14 protein-coding genes and 1 pseudogene are annotated in these 18376 nt (G+C 69.6%); 8 read left to right on the top strand and 7 right to left on the bottom strand.

Going from position 1 to position 18376, the window contains the following annotated elements:
- Nucleotides 1-11 precede the first annotated feature (11 nt).
- Together JK358_RS10180 and JK358_RS10175 are read right to left on the bottom strand one after the other, a co-directional pair.
- Entirely contained in the window at nt 12-683 is a 672-nt protein-coding gene (locus JK358_RS10180; protein WP_201945982.1) for a respiratory nitrate reductase subunit gamma, read from the bottom strand.
- 128 nt (nt 684-811) lie between these two features.
- Entirely contained in the window at nt 812-2488 is a 1677-nt protein-coding gene (locus JK358_RS10175) for a tetratricopeptide repeat protein (protein WP_201945979.1), read from the bottom strand.
- Nucleotides 2489-2541: 53 nt separating this feature from the next.
- Between JK358_RS10175 and JK358_RS10170 the strand changes: the two genes are divergently transcribed.
- Complete coding sequence (locus JK358_RS10170; protein WP_201945977.1) at nt 2542-4593, top strand: M3 family metallopeptidase; 2052 nt, start codon at nt 2542-2544, stop codon at nt 4591-4593.
- On the opposite strand, the gene JK358_RS10165 is transcribed toward JK358_RS10170, so the two are convergent.
- Nucleotides 4558-5157, bottom strand: coding sequence for a TetR/AcrR family transcriptional regulator (locus JK358_RS10165; protein WP_201945976.1), 600 nt, complete (start codon nt 5155-5157; stop codon nt 4558-4560). The two genes, JK358_RS10170 and JK358_RS10165, sit on opposite strands and share 36 nt — an antisense overlap.
- Nucleotides 5158-5250: 93 nt before the next feature.
- Here JK358_RS10165 and JK358_RS10160 point away from each other — a divergent pair, with 93 nt between their 5' ends.
- Nucleotides 5251-5697 carry a VOC family protein gene (locus JK358_RS10160; RefSeq protein ID WP_201945975.1) on the top strand — a complete coding sequence of 149 codons (447 nt, stop codon included), beginning with the start codon at nt 5251-5253 and terminating at the stop codon, nt 5695-5697.
- Between the two features lie 75 nt (nt 5698-5772).
- Nucleotides 5773-6738 (top strand): alpha/beta hydrolase, encoded by a 966-nt coding sequence (locus JK358_RS10155; protein WP_201946291.1) that lies wholly within the window; start codon nt 5773-5775, stop codon nt 6736-6738.
- Between the two features lie 66 nt (nt 6739-6804).
- Here the strand turns inward: JK358_RS10155 and JK358_RS10150 are convergent.
- A pseudogene (locus JK358_RS10150) lies at nt 6805-7956 on the bottom strand (MFS transporter); the annotation flags it as partial.
- 268 nt (nt 7957-8224) lie between these two features.
- Here JK358_RS10150 and JK358_RS10145 point away from each other — a divergent pair.
- Complete coding sequence (locus JK358_RS10145) at nt 8225-8962, top strand: HAD family hydrolase (protein WP_201946289.1); 738 nt, start codon at nt 8225-8227, stop codon at nt 8960-8962.
- Nucleotides 8959-11304, top strand: a complete 2346-nt coding sequence (locus JK358_RS10140) for a glycoside hydrolase family 65 protein (RefSeq protein ID WP_201945974.1) — start codon at nt 8959-8961, stop codon at nt 11302-11304. The genes JK358_RS10145 and JK358_RS10140 overlap by 4 nt, the downstream gene beginning before the upstream one ends.
- A 43-nt stretch (nt 11305-11347) precedes the next feature.
- On the opposite strand, the gene JK358_RS10135 is transcribed toward JK358_RS10140, so the two are convergent.
- From JK358_RS10135 to JK358_RS10125, 3 genes are all read right to left on the bottom strand, one after another.
- On the bottom strand, nt 11348-12556 hold the full coding sequence (locus JK358_RS10135) for an MFS transporter (RefSeq protein ID WP_201945973.1): 1209 nt from the start codon (nt 12554-12556) through the stop codon (nt 11348-11350).
- An 82-nt stretch (nt 12557-12638) separates the two neighbouring features.
- Complete coding sequence (locus JK358_RS10130; protein WP_201945972.1) at nt 12639-13430, bottom strand: hypothetical protein; 792 nt, start codon at nt 13428-13430, stop codon at nt 12639-12641.
- 105 nt (nt 13431-13535) lie between these two features.
- Nucleotides 13536-14084, bottom strand: coding sequence for a lipoprotein LpqH (locus JK358_RS10125; protein ID WP_201945971.1), 549 nt, complete (start codon nt 14082-14084; stop codon nt 13536-13538).
- A 149-nt stretch (nt 14085-14233) separates the two neighbouring features.
- Here JK358_RS10125 and JK358_RS10120 point away from each other — a divergent pair, with 149 nt between their 5' ends.
- Genes JK358_RS10120 through JK358_RS10110 form a run of 3 tightly spaced genes read left to right on the top strand, consistent with a single transcriptional unit; the run spans nt 14234 to nt 18280 of the window.
- On the top strand, nt 14234-15565 hold the full coding sequence (locus JK358_RS10120) for a hypothetical protein (protein ID WP_201946286.1): 1332 nt from the start codon (nt 14234-14236) through the stop codon (nt 15563-15565).
- Nucleotides 15562-16767, top strand: coding sequence for a hypothetical protein (locus JK358_RS10115; RefSeq protein WP_201945968.1), 1206 nt, complete (start codon nt 15562-15564; stop codon nt 16765-16767). Before JK358_RS10120 ends, JK358_RS10115 begins: the two co-directional genes overlap by 4 nt.
- Before the next feature lies 1 nt (nt 16768).
- The gene (locus tag JK358_RS10110) at nt 16769-18280 is read left to right on the top strand and encodes a tetratricopeptide repeat protein (RefSeq protein ID WP_201945966.1); all 1512 of its coding nucleotides are present in this window, start codon (nt 16769-16771) and stop codon (nt 18278-18280) included.
- Nucleotides 18281-18376 lie beyond the last annotated feature (96 nt).

Raw genomic sequence — 18376 nt, 5'->3', positions numbered from 1 at the left:
CGGGGCGCCGGTCAGGTGGCGGGGTTGACCCAGGAGCGCTGGCGGAACCCGGCGGCACGCTGGAGCAGGCGCAGGGCCGGAATGGCGAAGATGCCGGCCAGGCGGGTGTAGGGCCAGATGGCTATGAGCAGCAGGATGATCAGGCCGCGGGCCTGGTAGATGGCGGGGGCGTGCGCCATGGCGGCGGGGTCGGGATGCAGCGTGACCAGGGAGCGGACCCAGGTGAAAAGGGTTTCGGCGGTGGTGTAGCGGCCGTCGTCGGGGCCGGGGTCGAACTTGACCAGGACGCCGGAGACCATGGTGGCGATGAGGACCGGGAGGGTGAGGCGGTCGACGGGGGTGACCCGGGCGTGCGGGTCGGCGTCGATGAGCGGGGGGATCATGATGAGGCCCACGCCGACCAGGGCGAGGGGCACCGCGAGCAGCAGCAGTGCGGTGAGCACCACCCGGGTCGCGCCCTCGGGACCCGAATCCGGTCCGGAGGCAAGGACTTCGGCGACGCGGGTGGCGAACAGGACCGGGATGCCGATGCGGAAGGCCCGGACGCCGAAGCGCTGTGTGCGGTCGAGGCGCGGGCCGTAGAGGTGGCCGAGGAAGCGGTCGTGGCGGTAGCGCCAGAGGTGACCGGCGAGACAGGAGAAAGCCGCGGCGTAGGGTAGCCCGACCCATATCAGAGTGACCATGGCTCGACTTCCTCGTCCGAAACTGTGCCGCGGTGCGCATCACTCTCGCACGGTCTTCCTGCCATGGGAAGAGACGAAAGGCTGTCAATCTGCGAGGGTTTCGCGTACCGCGCGCCCGGTTTGCCGACTCAGTGGCAGCAGGACTCCCCGTCCGGCTCGGCAACTCCCCGGCACAGGCACGAGGCCGCGATGGGCACATCCGCCAGCGCGGTCGCCAGCTTCAGCTGCTGCGCGATGATCTCGGCGGCATCGGTCTTGCCGAGTCGCACCAGGCATTCGTGATAGCCGTGCAGGCTCCACACATTGCCCGGATGCTGGCAGGCGCGCGGCAGGGTGTGATCGAGCCCGAGGTCGGCGCGGTAGACGGCCTCCGCCTCGGTGACGCGCCCCTGTTCCAGCAGCAGCGCCCCGAGCGCGTGCCGGGTCGGCTGCATCCAGCCCCAGGGCTCGTCGTAGGGCAGGTTGTCGTCGAGTTCGACCGACCGCCGCAGCGCCTGGAAGGCACTGTCGTACTGGCCTTTTCGGTACAGCAGCTCGCCGTCGAGCATGGCGGCGGCGATGGCGAGGATATCGCGGCAGGCATTGTTGAACAGCGTCCGTGAGTCGGGGACCCGGTCGACGGCGGCCCGGAACAGTTCGCGCTGCGCCTCGGCCTGCGCCACCCGCGCGGTCGCGGAGTAGGCGACCCCCTTGGCGTAGTGCAGCATGGCCGTCGTCACGCAGTACAGCTCAGGGTCTTTCGGCAGCTCCAGCGCGATGATCTCGGCCCATCGCCCGAACCGGATGAGCGCGTGCACCCGCAGGGACACGAAGCTCTCCAGCCAGTCCGCCATCGGCGGCGACTCCACTCGCAGCAACTCCTCGGGAATCGAATTCTCCAGTTGCGCAATGGTTTCCAGTGCGGTGGCGGACTGCCCGAGGAACATCGCCCCGTAGATCTTGAAGTGATAGTTGTGCGCCCGGTACAGCGTGTAGAAGTTGATCTCCCCGCCCTGTCGCACGAACTTCGCGTCCGCGGCGATGGCGGCGGAGTTGGCCGCGACCACCTTCCGGTAGTCACCGCACAGCACGTCCAGGTGCGACGGCATGTGCTCGAGATGCCCGGCGTCCGGCACCAGCCCGCGCAGCCGATCCGCCACCGCCAGAGCCGATTCCGGCGTCGGCGACATCTCCATGAGGTGGATGTGGAGGTGCAGTATCCCCGGATGCGCCAGCCCCTCCGCCGTGCGCAGCGCCCGATCCAGCACCGCCTTGGCCTCGAGGGTGAACGCGCCCTCGGCGGGCCGCCCGGTGCGCTGATCCCACAGCGCCCACGGCGTCAGGTTCATGAGCGCGTCCGCGAACAGCGCGGCCACGTCGAGATCGTCCGGGAATCGCTGATACGCCGTGCGCATGGCCTCGGCGTAGTCCCGATTCCAGCCGGAATGGTCGCCCTCGGGCGCACTGCGCGGATACCGGGCCGCCAGCGCCTCGAGCAGGGCCCGTTCGACCGGCGTCGCGGTATCGGCGAGCGTGAGGCCCCGCCGCACCGCGTCGTGGGTGCCGAGCACGGTGGTGGCCAGCTCGTCGGCGTCGAAGAACTCCCAGGGCTTGTTGTAGTTGGGACCCAGTGCGAACGCCAGGCCCCAGTAGGCCATGGCGCACTCCGGATCGGCCGATAGCGCCTGCTGGAAACACCGGACGGCCTCTTCGTGATGGAAGGCGTAGGTCCAGATCAGACCCCGGTCGAACCACAGCTGCGCATCCGGCGACGAGGCGGTGACGCCCCTCGCGAAGGTGCCGAGATCGAAGTAGTCGGCGCTCATGCGTCGATCGTGCCACCGGGAGCCGATCTCGCGCGCGGAATAGGGTGACGGGTATGACGAGCAATCCGTTCTTCGAGCGCAGCACGCTGCCCTACGAGCTTCCGCGGTTCGCGGAGATCACCGTCGAGCACTATCTGCCCGCGTTCGAGCGCGGTATGACCGAGCAGCTCGCCGAGGTCGCCGTGATCGCCACCGCCGAGGAAGCGCCCACCTTCGCGAATACCATTGCCGCACTGGAGCGTTCGGGCACGGTGCTGAAGCGGGTGGCGAAGGTCTTCTTCAATGTCGTGTCCTCGGATTCGAACGAGCGCATCGACGCCATCGAGGCCGAGATCTCCCCGCGCCTGGCCGCCCACGACGACGCCATCCACCTGGATCCGGCCCTCTTCGACCGCATCGACACGCTGTACCAGCGACGCGCCGAACTGGGGCTGAACCCCGAGGAGTCCTGGCTGCTCGAGCGCTACCACCTGCGCTTCGTCCGCGCGGGCGCGCGCCTGAATGCCGCGCAGCAGGCCCGCCTGCGCGAGCTCAATGCCGAACTCGCCACGGCCGCAACCGAATTCGGGCAGAACAACCTGGCCGCCACCAATGCCGCCACCCTGATCCTGGACACCGAGCAGGAGCTGGCCGGATTGACCCCGGCGGAGGTGTCCGCCGCCGCCGAGAACGCCGAGACCCTCGGGCAGCCCGGCAAGTGGGCGCTGAGCCTGCAGAACGTCTCCAACCAGCCGATCCTGTCCGAGCTGGCCGACCGCGCCGTGCGCGAACGCATGATGGACGCGTCGCTGAGCCGGGGCTTCGGCGCGAACGGGGACAACGGCGCGCTGGCCGCCCGCATGGTCGCGCTGCGCGCCGAACGCGCCGCCCTGCTGGGGTATTCGGATCACGCCGCCTACACCGTCGCCGATCAGACCGCGAAAACCACGGCGGCCGTGGAGGAGATGCTGTCGCGCCTGGTGCCGCCCGCGGTCGCCAATGCCGAGCGCGAGGCGGGTGAGCTGACCGCCGTCATGCACGCCGCCGAACCGGATGCCGAACTGCGCTCCTGGGATTGGCAGTTCTGGTCGGAAAAGATTCGCGCCGAACAGTTCTCGGTGGACGCCGAGGCGTTGCGCCCGTACTTCGAACTGGAGCGGGTGCTGTGGGACGGCGTCTTCCACGCGGCCACCCAGGTCTACGGCATCACCTTCGCCGAGCGACCGGAGCTGCGCGGCTACCACCCCGAGGTGCGCGTCTTCGAGGTCTTCGACGCCGACGGCAGCGGCCTGGGCCTGTTCCTCGGCGACTTCTTCAAGCGCCCGTCCAAACGCGGCGGCGCGTGGATGAACAGCCTGGTCAGCCAGTCCGCGCTGTTCGGGCAGCGCCCGGTGGTGGTCAACAACCTCAATATCGTGAAGCCCCCCGCGGGTGAGCCCGCCCTGCTGACCTGGGACAACGTCCGCACCCTGTTCCACGAGTTCGGGCACGCGCTGCACGGCCTGTTCTCGAACGTCACCTACCCGTTCTTCTCCGGCACGGCGGTGCCGCGCGATTTCGTCGAGTTCCCGTCCCAGGTGAACGAGATGTGGATGTCGCGGCCGGAGATCCTGGCCAACTACGCCCGCCACATCGACACCGGCGAACCGATGCCCGCCGAACTGGTCGAGCGCATGGCGGCGGCGGAGCGCTTCGGCGAGGGCTTCCGCACCGTCGAGTATCTGGCCGCGGCGCTGCTGGACTGGGCCTGGCATCGCCGTTCCACGGCCGACGCGCAGGCGGACACCGATGTGGAGTCCTTCGAGGAGGAGGCGCTGCGCACGGCCGGTGTCGCCGTGAACGCCATCCCGCCGCGCTACCGCACCGGCTATTTCGCGCACATCTTCTCGGGTGGCTACGCGGCCGGGTACTACTCCTACATCTGGAGTGAGGTCCTGGACGCGGACACCGTGCAGTGGTTCGAGGACGGCGTCGCGCCCATCCGCGAGAAGGGTGAGCTGTTCCGCCGCGAATTGCTCTCGCGCGGCGGCTCACTCGATCCGCTGGACGCCTTCGCCGCCTTCCGCGGCCGGGGGCCGGAGATCGAGCCGCTACTGACCCGGCGGGGTCTGAATCGCGCCGAGTAGCCGGCGCAGCGACGCGAGCGTCTGCTCGAGCGCGTCCGGCGCGGTGGCGGTGGCCAGCCACAGTGCGGCCTCGTTCATCGCGCCGGACAGCAGGTGGGTGAGCGGTTCGATGGGTTGCGGCGGAATCACCTCGGCCGCAACGAGTTCGGTGAGCGCCTCGTGCAGGTGCCGGGCGGAGGCGGCTTCGTCCAATGCCCGCCAGTCGTGCCAGCCCAGGACTGACGGGCCGTCGATCAGCAGGATGCGCTGGATCTCCGGTGCGGTGCAGGCGGTGATGAAAGTTTCACAGCCGGTGACCAATTGGTCCCACGGCTCGGCCGCGGCGTCGGCCGCGGCGGCGACGTGCTCGCCGACTTCGTTCTGTACTTCTTCCAGGACCGCCCGGAAGAGTTCGATCTTGCTCGAAAAATTGTGGTACAGCGCTCCCTTGGTGACACCGGCCGCCGCTGTGATCTCGGCGAGCCCCACCGCCGCATAGCCTTTCGCGGCGAACAGCCGCCTGCTCTCGCGCAGCAGGGTGCGCCTGGTCTGCTCGCGCTGCTGGATGCGCAACATGCCCGCCATGGGCGAAACCTCCCTATTGACGTACCAGTGGTATGTGAACTACCGTCGTTGACATACCGATGGTACGTCAACCGCAGCGCGAAAGGCCACGCCGTGAAACTCAGCAGCTTCTACCCCGTCATCGGCACCACCGAGCTCGCCCGATCCCGCGACTTCTACACCAGGTGGTTCGGCTTCGACATCACCTTCGAGGCGGACTGGTACATCAGCCTGCGCCGCACCGCCGATGACCGTTCCGTCGAGGTCGCCCTGCTCGACTACACCCACGAGACCATCCCCGCGGACTTCCGCAAGCCCACCCAGGGCCTGATCCTCAACTTCGAGGTCGAGGATGTCGACGCGCTGTGGGAGGAGATGGTCGTCCAGGGCGGTCTGAAGGCCGAATTGGAGATCCGCTCAGAGGAATTCGGTCAGCGCCACTTCATCGTCGCCGACCCCAGCGGCGTCCTGATCGACGTGATCACCGAGATCCCGCCCACCGGCGAGTTCACCGAACAGTTCAGCGCCGAGTACACCGCCGAGCGCTTCGGCGAGCAATAGCAAAAACGACTGAGCGACAGCGCATTACCCGTCGGCTGCGGTAACTTACTTCCCGAGCGACATGGGAGGTGCGCGATGGCAGGGGATGTGCGGTCCGGGGGTCGGCGGTCGATTCGCGGCTGGTGGAAGCGGTCTTTCGCGGCGGTGGCGGCGGCGGTCGTGATGTCGTCGTTCGGGGTGGTGCAGGCCGCGGCCGCCCCCTCGGGCGGATACGACGAACTCTGGGTGCCCTCGAGTATGGGCCCGATCAAGGTGCAGGTGCAGTGGGCCGCACGCGGTGGCAGTGCGGCCCTCTACGTCCTGGACGGGTTACGCGCCCCGGCCGATCACAGCCAGTGGACCTCGGACACCGACGCCCTGCGCCAATTCGCCGGGGACAACGTCACTCTCGTGTTCCCGGTCGGCGGGCACTCCAGCTTCTACACCGACTGGTACCGGCCGAGCAGCACCAATCGCCAGGCCGTCACCTACCGGTGGGAGACCTTCCTCACCGAGGAACTGCCGGCCTTCCTCGCCGGGTACGGCGTCTCCCGCACCAACAATGCGGTCGTCGGCGCGTCCATGGGCGGCAATGCCGCGCTCACCCTGGCCGCCCATCATCGCGACCAATTCCGTTTCGCGGGTTCGTTTTCCGGCTACGTGAACCCGACCTTCCCGCTGTGGAACGAAGCGATGCGCCTGGCCCTGCGGGACGAGGGCAACTTCAACCTCGACGATATGTGGGGTCCGGCCGGTGATCCCGCGTGGAGCCGCAACGACGCCACCGTCCAGGCCGAACTGCTGCGCGGGCTGCCCATGTACGTGTGGAGCGGCAACGGCGTCCCGACCGGCGCGGACCTGCCGTACGGCGTGGGCAACACGCTCAATGCCATGGTCCTGGAGACGATGACCCAGACCGCCGCCCAGATCTTCCGTAATCGTTTGGCGGCCTTGGGTATCGGTGCGCGGGTCGATATCGGCCCGGGTACCCACACCTGGCCGTACTGGCAGGAGGCGCTGCGCACCTCGCGTCCCCTGATCCTCGACGCGCTGGGTGTCTAGCGCGTCGGCGTCACCGCGGGGCCACATGCGCTGCGCCACCACGATTCCGGCGACGGCGAACGCCGCGAGCACGATCCAGGTGATGGTGAAACCGCCTGTGGTGGTGAGCCATCCGGTGATCGGGTAGGTGATCAGCCAGGCCAGGTGCGAGAGCGAGAACTGTGCCGCGAACAGCGCCGGGCGGTCGGCGGGTGATGCCGAGCCGCGCAGCACCTGGCCGGTGGGGGTCAGGACGGCGGCCGTGCCCGCGCCGATGAGCGCCCACACCGCAAGGGCCGCGGCCCAGCGCCCTTCGCCGCTGCCGGCGGTGGACAGCGCGATGGCGGCCGCGAGTCCGGTCACCAGGGTGGCAGCGCCGGTGAGCATGACCGGGCGGGCCTGCGTGCGGTCCAGGATCCGGGGCAGTGCGAGGGCGACGAGCATGGTGCCGAATCCGTTGGCGGCCAGCAGCATCGCCACCCCCGACTGCGCGCCGCCGAGCGTATCGCGCACGTAGTTCACGGTATTGACCATGACCACCGAGCCCGCCGCGGCGACCACCAGGTTCAGGCCGAGCAGCCCGCGCAGGCGCGGTGTCGCCGCGAACAGGCGCACTCCCACCGTGATTCGTTCGCGGAAGGACCCCGGCGCGGCGGCGGTGGCATCGGGAATGCGCGTGGCGACGACCAGCAGAGCGGCGATCACGAATCCGGCGGCGGTGCCGGCGAACAGCCAGTGGAAGCTCACGACCAGCAGCGCGGCGGCGGCCAGCATCGGGCTCAGCAGCGTCTCCATGGTGGCGGCGAGCTGTGCGGCCGACAGGGCGCGGGTGTAGTCGCGCTCGCGCGGCAGGATGTCGGGGATCACCGCCTGATAGGTCGGTGTGTATGCGGCGGAAGCGGTTTGGAGGACCGCGATGAGCAGGTAGATCTGCCAGATCTCAGCGATGAACGGCAGGGCGAGCACGACACCCGCGCGCATCAGATGCAGGGCGGTCAGGAAGGTGCGGCGGGGGAGGCGGTGGGCGTACGCGCCCACGATCGGGGCGACGGTGACGTAGACGACCATCTTGATGGTCAGCGCGGTGCCGAGTACGGCCGCCGCGGCGGCCCCGGCGAGCTCGTAGGCGAGCAGTCCCAGCGCGACGGTGGTCAATCCGGTGCCGAACAGGCCGGAGACCTGAGCGGTGAACAGTCGCAGGTAGTCACGGTTGGCGAACAGGCCGGTGGTCGGGGCCATGGAGCGCATCGGAATTCACTTCCTCGATCAGGGGTGGGTGGATCACGCGTGCTGGGACAGCGGCATTCGCACATCTCGGGTCTCCTTCCCGGCTCGGTTACTCGGTTGAATTTATACCCCCTAGGGGTATCTCTGTAGGAATCTGTCCTGTGATGTGCCGCACTCCGATCCGCGACACCCTCTGCGACCCGCCGGGCGGGCGTTTTCCCGGTACGGCACCGGGTATCGCTCGTCCGTGGCTCGTGCGAACGACTTGCCCGCCACCGGGCTGGGACTACCGGAATCCATCGCGGCTGTGCTGTTCGATCTGGACGGCGTGCTCACCGACACCGCCGCCGTGCACCGCCGGGCCTGGAAAGAGGTGTTCGACGAATTCCTCCGGCGGCGTTGCGGTCCCGGCGTGCGCGAGTTCAGCGACACCGACTATCTGCGGTACGTGGACGGTCGTCCGCGCGCCGACGGCGTCCGCGAATTCCTGCGATCCCGGGACATCACGCTGCCGGAGGGCGATGCGGACGACAGCCCGCGCGCCGACACCGTGCACGGGATCGGCGATCGCAAGAACCACCTGCTGCTGTCGGTGCTCGAGCGCGACGGCGTCACCGTCTACCCCGGTTCGGTGACCTATCTGGAAGCGGTCCGCGCGGCGGGATTGCCGGTGGCGGTGGTGACTTCGTCGGCCAATGCCGAGGCGGTGCTGGAGGCGGGGGAGCTGACGCGATTCGTCGACGCGCGAATCGATGGGCGTGACATCGCGAGTCGCGGACTGCGCGGCAAGCCCGCACCGGACTCCTTCGTGGCCGGTGCGGACCTGCTGGGCGTGAACCCGGTGCGGGCAGCGGTATTCGAGGACGCGGTGGCCGGTGTCGAAGCCGGCCGGGCCGGGGAGTTCGGCTACGTGATCGGCGTGGACCGGGTGCGCGACGGCACGCACGCCGGTGAATTGACCAGGGCGGGCGCGGATGTGGTGATCACCGATCTCGCCGAGCTGACGGAGGGACGATGATCGACTGCAGCCCCGGATTCGAGACCTCTCCCTGGGAATTGCGCTGGTGCGGACTGGATCTGGAGGCGATGCACCGCACCGAATCGATCTTCGCGCTCTCCAACGGCCACCTCGGCCTGCGCGGCACCTTCGAGGAGGGTGAGCCCGTCGGCCTGCCCGGCACCTACCTCAACGGCTTCTACGAGAAGCGCCGATTGCCCTATGCCGAAGCCGGTTACGGCTATCCGGAGGTGGGCCAGACCATTGTGAACGTCACCGACGGCAAGATCATCCGCCTGTTCGTCGAGGACGAGCCGATGGATATGCGCTACGGCAAATGCCTGGAACACGAACGGACCCTGGACTTCCGCTCCGGCACGCTGCGCCGCAACACCGTGTGGTCCTCGCCGACCGGCCGGGTGGTGCGCATCCGCTCGGAACGGCTGGTGTCCTTCACCGATCGGGCGGTGGCGGCCATCCGCTACGAGGTCGAACCGCTCGACGGCGATCTCGACCTGGTCGTTCAGTCGGATCTGCTGGCCAATGAACCCGTCCCGATCCCGGGCGGCGATCCCCGCCTGGCCGCCGCGCTCGAACAACCGCTGGTGGCCGATTTCGCTGCCGCCCACGACCTCTCGGCCGTCCTCGCCCATCACACCAGGCGTTCCGAGCTGCGCATGGCCGCGGGCATGGACCACGAACTCGAGGTGTCGGCGACCCCGCGCTGCTCGGTGCGGGTCGAGGACGATCTGGCGCGGGTGACCATCGCGGCGGATGTGCCGGGCGGGCAGCGGCTGCGCCTGACCAAGTTCCTCGGCTACGGCTGGTCCAGCCGCCGCTCCACCCCGGCCCTGCGCGCCCAGGTGGAGGCCGCCCTGGCCGCCGGGATGGAAACCGGCTGGGATGCCCTGCTGCGCCGCCAGCGCGACTACCTCGACCAGTTCTGGGCGACAGCCGATGTCGAGATCGACGGCGACCCGGAACTGCAGCAGGCGGTGCGCTTCGCGCTCTTCCACGTGCTGCAGGCGGGTGCGCGCGGGGAATCGCGGGCGATACCCGCGAAGGGGCTCACCGGTCCCGGCTACGACGGCCACGCCTTTTGGGACACCGAGACCTTCGTGCTCCCGGTGCTCACCTGCACGGTGCCGCTCGCGGCCGGGCAGGCGCTGCGCTGGCGGCATTCCACCCTCGACCTCGCGCGCCGCCGGGCCCGGGAACTCGGGCAGTCCGGGGCCATGTTCCCGTGGCGTTCCATCAATGGCGAGGAGGGCTCCGGCTACTGGCCGACCGGTACCGCCGCCGTGCACGTGAACGCCGACATCGCCGACGCCACCGCGCGCTACCTCGCCGCGACACAGGACGAGGAATTCGAAACCGATTGCGGCGTGGAGCTGCTGGTGGAAACGGCCAGGCTGTGGGCGGGCCTGGGCCACCACAATTCCTCCGGCGTCTTCCGCATCGACGGCGTCACCGGCCCGGACGAGTACTCGGCGCTGGCCGACAACAACGTCTTCACCAACCTGATGGCGCAGCGGAATCTGCGCGAGGCCGCGGCGGCGTGCGCCCGCCGCCCGGATATGGCCGGCAAGCTGGGCGTCGAACCCGACGAGATCGCGCGCTGGCGCGACGGCGCGGACCGAATGGCCGTGCCCTACAACGACAAACTCGGTGTGCACGAGCAGTCCGAGGGTTTCACCCGCTACGCCCGCTGGGACTTCGCGGCCACCGCGCCCACGAGTTATCCACTGCTGCTGAACTATCCGTACTTCGAGCTGTACCGCAAACAGGTGATCAAACAGGCCGACCTCACCCTGGCCATGTACCTGTGCCCGACCGCGTTCACCGCCGACCAGAAGGCCCGCAACTTCGACTACTACGACGCGCTGACCGTGCGCGACTCCTCGCTGTCGGCCTGTACGCAGGCGGTGCTGGCCGCCGAAGTGGGCCATCTCTCACTGGCTTTCGACTACTTCGTGGAGGCGGCGTTCACCGATCTGCACGACCTCCACCACAATGTCGCGCACGGCCTGCACATCGCCTCGCTCGCAGGCACCTGGCTGTGCTGTGTCGGCGGTTTCGGCGGGATGCGCGACTGCGGCGACACCCTGATCTTCGCCCCCCGCCTACCCGACCAACTCGACCGGCTGTCCTTCCGAATGGCCTGGCGCGGCCGCCGCATTCGCGTCGAGATCACCGCCGAGTCTGCCGAATACGCTCTGCTGGAGGGTGACTCGCTGGAACTGACCCACCACGGCCGCGACTTCACCCTCGCCGAACAACCGGTGACCCTGCCCATCCCGCGACTGTCCTCCCGCCCGGCCCCGGAGGTGCCGCACGGGCGGCGGCCCTACCGCCGCCTGTGAAGCGGGAGTTACCCGAATATGCCTGCCGTGTCAGCGGATTCATTCACGACGAGCGGGTGCCGCTCGCATCGGCATGGCGGCGCAGGGCGCGCGGCAGGGTGAGAGCCACGGCGGCGGTCGCGAGGATGCCGCCGCAGCCCGCCACGATCAGGGTGGTCGGGGCGTCGGTGGCGTCGAGCAGCAGGCCGCCGCCCACATACGACAGGGCGGCGGCAACGCCTATGGCCCCGTACAGGTTTCCGAAGACCCGGCCCAGCAGGCCGTCGGGCACCACGCGTTGCAGGAGCGTGCTGGAGGCGACGTCCATGCCCGCGATGCCGAGCCCGCGCACGGCCTGCACGGTGAAGGCGGCGGCCACCGACCAGGCCAGGCCGGTGAGCAGGTTGCCCGCGCTGCTGACGAAGAAGCCGCCGAGCAGCAGCGCCGTCATGGACAGGGCGGTGCCGTAGCGGGTCAGCAGGGCGTATCCGAGGAGCAGGCCGATGCCCACCGCGCCCAGCAGCAGACCGACGGCCGCGTCCCCGGAGTGCAGCGTCTCTTTGGCCAGCAGGACCAGGGCGACATCATCGACGCCGTTGCAGGCGACGACCGCGCAGAAGCCCAGGGCGATGATGCGGACGACCGGGGTGCGCCAGATGTAGCCGAGGCCGACCTTCGCTTGGGACAGCAGGGATTCGGGCTCCTCGCCGTGGGCCCGCGGGGGCATGGCGGGAACCGCCAGCAGTACCAGCGCGGACACCAGGAACGATGCCGCGTCCACCAGCAGCACACCGCGAATCCCGAGGAAGGGCAGCAGCGCCGCCGCCAGCAGCGGGCCGAACGCCTCGGCGGCGTTGGAGCCGAAACCTATGGCGGAGTTCGCCTTTTCGAGATCCTTGCCCTCGACCAGGGCCGGTATCGCCGAGCGGGACGCGGGCAGGAAGATGTTCGCGGCGATGGCGCGCGCCGCGACCAGGGCGAGCAGCAGCGGCAGCGGGGGCAGGGAGAGCGCGATCAGCAACACCAGCGCGCCTTGCGCCAGCTCACAGCCGATCATGACCTTCCGGCGGTCGAACCGGTCGCTGATCGCCCCCGCGATCGGACTGAACAGGGATGGCGCGAAATCTCCGACCAGCAGCAGGAGGGCGACCGCGAGCCCCTGGCCGGTGGTGTTCGCGACATGCAGCATCAGGGCGACCAGGCTCAGGGAATCGCCCGCGTACGACACGACCCGCGCGGTGAACAGCGCGGCCAGCGGGCGATGGGAACGCATCAGGAGCACGGACCATCATGACGCAACGAAACGGGCCAGGTCCGGTGATTTTCCGGTCCTGGCCCGTTCGGGGGATGAGAAGTCATGTGCTGGAAGCGTTCACGGGCAGTGCGAGCACCACCTCCTGCTCGTTGCCGGGCAGGTAGTGCACCCCGACCACCCGGCCGACCTGCACCTGGGAAACCTGGGCGGGCGGCAGGAACTTCTCGGTGCGGGTCTCGAAGGTGCTGCCGTCGGGGCGGGTGACGACCAGGGTCAGCTCCAGCTTGGAGTGGCCCTCGCGGATCTCGCCCGGCACCGACAGCCCTCGCACGATGCCCTGGGTGGCGATGTCACGCCGGGCGATATCGAGCTTGGCGGGGGTGGTGAAACCCTTGCGGATCATGGCCGCGTTCATGGCCTCCTGGGCGGCGGCGGTGTCGCCGGACAGATCCACCTCGACGCGGTCGGTGCGCTCGGGCAGGTAGCGGACCGGCAGCACCACGCCGGGGCGCAGCAGGGCCAGTTGGGTGATCGGCACGATCATCTTGGCCTGCGAGCGGAACACCTTGCCGTCCACGCCCTCCACCCGGAAGTCGATGCGCACCTGCGGCTGATCGTTGAGGGTGACGCCGGTGTGACCGATGTTCTCGACGGTGCCGAGGCCCATCAGGCCATTGCGGAACTCCGCGCTGTTGTTGCCGGTGAGGGCGGACAGGATGCCGTCGCCGGTGAAGGCGAACACGATGGGAACCAGCGTGATCGCGATGATCGGCAGCGCCATGTGCCCGCCCACCCACGGCAGGAAGGAGTCGGAGGTGAGGCTGACCCAGAGGTAGACGAACAGGGCGAAGGCCAGGAAGGCGATGGCGGCGATGCGGAGCTGGTTCTTCATGATGTCCTCGAATTCGGTTGTGCTGGTGCGGGGTTGCGGGGTTGCGGGCGCGAGGATTCAGGCCCGCTCATGCCGTCCGGCATGAGCGGGGCGGGTGGGGAGAGATCAGCCGCCGACGATGCTGGAGCAGGCGAAGGTGATCTCGAACTTCGAGTTCTTGACTCCGGCAAGCGGATTCGACATGTCCGGAGCGCCGACGCCCTCACCGGTGACGGTGTAGGTGTTGCCGTCCTTGGTGACCTTGGCCGAGCCGCCGGGCGCGCCGTTGCCGTAGCCGACCGCGTAGGGCATGCCGTTGTCGCCGCCCTTGGAACCCGCGATGCCGACCGCCGTGACCGTGTCGCCGTTGACGGTGGCGCTCACGCTGAGCTGACCGTAGGTGGCGTTCGCGGTGTCGGTCAGCGCCAGCGCCAGATCGTTGCCGTTCTTGACGCAGGTGGTCTCGAACTTGGCGTCGAGGGCCTTGCCGTCGACCGCGGCGCTGGACTTGCCGCCGGCCGGGGCCGGGCTGCCGGGTGCGGCGGAGGAGGCGGCGGTGGACGATGCGGTGGTGGCGGAGGTGCTGCTCGAATCGTCGCCGCAGGCGGTCAGGACCAGGGCGGAGGCGGCGGTGGCGGCGAGGACGGCGGTCAGGCGGAGGGACTTGGCGTTCATGATGTTTCCTTCTTCTCGGTGGCTCCCGGTATCCGGTGGAGCCGATGAGAGAAAGGTAGAAACGACAGGTCGCCCTACCGATACCAACTTTCGCATCGCGAACGACCCGGAAACTCCGCTAACCTGGGCGAATGCGACGACCGCGGGCCATGGTGCTGGATGAGACGTGGCGCCGTCTGGACGGTGTGGAGGCCCTCAGCGGCCCGCACGGGGGTCCGCTGCGCCGCACCGTGAAACTCGTCCTGGATCCGCTGGTCATCCGCCCGGTGCAGCATCCGGAATGCGCGGGGGCCATGCTCTCGGCCGACGGCGCGATCCTGCTGGCCACCCGCCTGCACGCCGCCGCCGACGTACTGCGCGCCACCTCGGCTTGGTTCACCCTGCTCAAGCAGACCCGGCGGGCGCTGCGCATCACCGAGGGCAATGCCCAGGACCTGTACTTCCAGCGCTGCTTCGAACTGGCCACCATGTCCGGTATGCCCGACCCGGTCCGCGACCGCGTAGCGGCCGAAGCCGCCCTGCGCGATATCCACGATATGACCGCGGGCCGCACCACCCAGGCGCTCAAGGAGTACCTGTCCGACCCCCTGCGCGCGGACGAGCTGACCGAGCTCGTGCACATCGCGTGGGGGCGGCGTCCGCTCACCGCCGCGGCCGACCACACCGCCGCGCTCGCCGAACTCCTCGACGCGTGCGCGGCGGCGCGGCTCGACCCGGACCTCAGCGACGCCGATATCGGCGAACCCATCGCCGCGTTCCTCGGCACGCATACCGGCATCCGGCTGTGGATCGACGAGAACCCCGGGCGCGCACAGTATCTCGGACTCACCCTGCACGAGCGGCCGCAGCCGCCGCGCATCGGCGAGACGGCGTCCACGGCGGCCCTCGGACTGCCCCTCGACCGCACCATCCACGAGCGCGTCTTCACCGTCCTGCAGGCCTCCACCGACCGCACCGAACTGCCGGACATACCCGATCTCGTCGACGCCGAGATCGCCCGGTCCTGTGCCCCCTGGGCGCTGCTCGACGAGTCGTTGCGCCTGACCGCCGCCGCCGGTGCGGTCCTCGCGGTCCTGCTGCAGCCGTTCGACACTCTGCTGCCGCGCGGGCCGCTGGGATCGAGCGGTACCGCGGCGGAACCCGCCGCAGGAAGCGCCGCGGCCCGGGTGATCAACAGCCGCTGGCAGCGGGAAGCCTATGTGCTGCAGGCGCGCCGACTGATGGTGCGCGCGGACGCGACCGGCCCGCTGGCCGCCATCGCCGCCGAACTCCAGGTGCCCTGGCGTCCCTACCTGCGCCGTCTGTGGGCGCGCCTGCACGGGCGTGACGTACGCGAACTGCCCGTATACGCGCCGGACGAACTGTGGGATCTGCTGGACGGCGTCGCCCGCTCGGTGATCCTGGACCATCGAACGCTGGTGAAACGGGCGCTCGCGGCGGAATCGGCAGCACCCGAGACTCTGGAATCGAGGGCGGGATGACAACCACGGCAGTGCTCGTCCGACTCTACGGCGACGGTGTCTACAGCATCGCCCCGCCGGAAGCGCCGACCGTCCTGGATGCCAGGTCCGACGCGGACATTATGGTGCTGGAGGTTTTCGGCGGCTATCTGACCTGGAATGTGCTTGCCGGACAACTGATTCCGGCCGCCGTCATCCACGACGCCGACCTCGCCCAGGAATGGCTGTGGGCCGTCTACGGCGAACCGCTCGCGCTCGCCCTGGCCGACGATCAGGAGGGGATGGCCGAGGCCGCCCCCGCGTTGCCCGCGCTGGCCGTCAGCGCCCGGCGACTCGCGTACGCGCACTGGGCGTCGCGCTGGTGGCCCGCGTCCACCCTGGACGGCATCGCAGCGCTCGACCAAGCCCTGCTGGACCGCGATATCGCGGCCCTGACCGAGGAATGCGAATCGCTCGTCGACGGTGCCGACGCGCTGGTGGCTCCGATCTCCGAGCCGGTCGAATCCTTGCTGCGCGCTTCGGATTACGCCCTCGCCGCCGGTGACGAACTCCCCGCGGGCGGCTTGATTCTCGCCCGCGGCGCCGGCGGATGGGATTGGCGGCGCTGCCCACCCGGCCTCGTGGACGCATCCGAGCGCGCGGTGTCCTGGCAGGTGCTCCGCGACAACGGCACGACGACGGTCGCGATCAGCGCGGTGGCCGCACCCGGGATGCGAGCGGCGGTCCTGCCGCACCTGAGGCCCTGGGCGCACGTGGAATTCGCCGGAGGAGAGGCGAATACCGCTCTGTCCCAGGCCGGTGACGCGTGGACCGGGACCATGATCACCACGGGGTCGCCCACACGCGTGGACATCTACGTGCCCGGATTCGGCCCGCGCGTCGAACCGGACCCGGCCTCGCGTGCGGATCCGAGCAGTGCGCGTGAGCAGGACGGCTCGCCCGCGTTCCCGCGCGAGTCGCCCGGTGCGCACGGCGACTCGCGCGGGAGCACAGGCGAAACGGGCGGCTCGCCGGCGCGGCGGGTGGACTCGGCCGGGGCCGGTGACAGTTCGCGCCAGGAAGGTGGCCGCGGTGCCGACAGCGCGGCCGTTGATCTCCGTGCTCGCGTGCGGGAGTTCGCGGCCGCTCGCCTGCTGCTGGCGGCGCTCGATGTGGATCCCGCCGCGCCGGACGCGCCGCTGCTGGCCGAAATCGCCGCTGCCGCAGAGGATTCGGACTTCTGACATGGATGTGCCCACGACCACCGGCGATTCCGAGATACTGCGGCGCGGTGGCGAGGCCATGGCGCGGGGCGAGCTGACGGAGGCGCTGCGGATCTTCGAGCACGCGGTCGAGGTGGAGACCGGGGCGTACCGGGTGTGCGCGCTGGTCAATATCGCGTCGGTGCGGGATCAGCTCGGGGAGCATGCCGACGCCGTGCGACGGTATCGGGAAGCGTTGGCGCAGATGCCCTCCGATGCGCCGCGGCTGCATCCGAGCACGCTGATCGGGCTGTCGCAGGCGCTGCAGCATCTGGGCGAACTGGATGCGGCGCAGCAGGAGTTGGATCGGGCGCGGGAACTGCTCGCGGGCGACGACGCTCCGGGGGAACTGCGCTTCTCCTGTCTGGTGTCGGCGACGGCGGTGGCGCTGCATCGGCAGCAGTGGGCGCGCGCCATCGAGCTGGCCAACGAATCCCTGCATGCCGCATGGCAATTCGATCCGGACCGGGCGGGCCACCCGCTGAGCAATCTGGCGGCCGCGCATTTCGAGACCGGCCGCTGGGAACTGGCCGAGGACTTCGCGGCGCAGGCTCTGGCCGCCTTCGAAGCCGCCGGTGACGCCGCCGGTATCGCGGAGACCCGGCAGAACCTGGCGATCATGTACGTCCGCCTGGGCCGCTTCGACGACGCGGAACCCCTCCTGCTGGACGCCCACGACTTCTTCACCACCTCCGGCGCGCACTACTACGCCGGAATCACCTGGAAGATGCGCGGTTTCATCGACGAGCACCGCGAGCATCTCGCCCGCGCCGAAACCCACTACCGCCACGCGCTGCGCGGGTTCGAGGAATCCGGAGCCGTCATCGACGCCGCCGATGTCCGAACCCGACTGGCCACCCTCGCCTTCGCCACCGGTCGCCTGGACGAGGGCGCGGCCGAATTGACCTCCGCCCGAACGGTATACGCCGACCACGGCCTGACCATGCACTGCGCCCAACTGGATTTCTGGCATGCGGGCCTGCTGGAACCCTTCGTCGAGACGGTCCCCGGAATGCTCGCGCACGCGGCGGGTCTGGCCATCCCCGCCGCCCTCGCCCTCGATGCCGCCCGCTACGAACTCCCCGACGGAGCTCAGCGCGAGAACTGGGACCGCCGCATCGCCGACCCCGCCCTGCGCCTCGCCTTCCGCTACGCCTACCTGGCGGGCGATGCCGCCCTCCTCGGTGATCTGATCGAAATGCGCTGCACCGGAACAACACTCGACATAGATCGGATAGCGACCGCCCCGCCGCACACCCCCATGGGCACCTTCGAACCGTTCCAGCCGCCGGCCGCTGACCCCGGACCCGGTCACGACGCCCTGCAGTTGGGCACTGCCCTCGCCGCCGTAGCGGCGGGCGCGGGCCTGCCGGTGACCCCGCCCCCGCACGTCGCGGTTCCCCCCGACGGCCATATCGCCCTGGCGGGCTGGATCGCCGCCGCCGAGCAGCGCTACCGCCGCCGCCTGCGTGACGACCGGGTGGTCCACGCATGAGGGCCTGCGCGTGCCGCTCGAATCGTCGCGCTGATCCCATCGCCGCCACTACCCTGCGTTCTCGTACTGTGCGTTCTGGCGGGGCTGGGCGAGGTG

The organism is Nocardia acididurans (genome assembly GCF_016741815.1).
In the GTDB taxonomy this organism is placed as follows: Bacteria; Actinomycetota; Actinomycetes; order Mycobacteriales; family Mycobacteriaceae; genus Nocardia; species Nocardia acididurans.
This window is presented reverse-complemented; position numbering and strand designations above follow the sequence as displayed.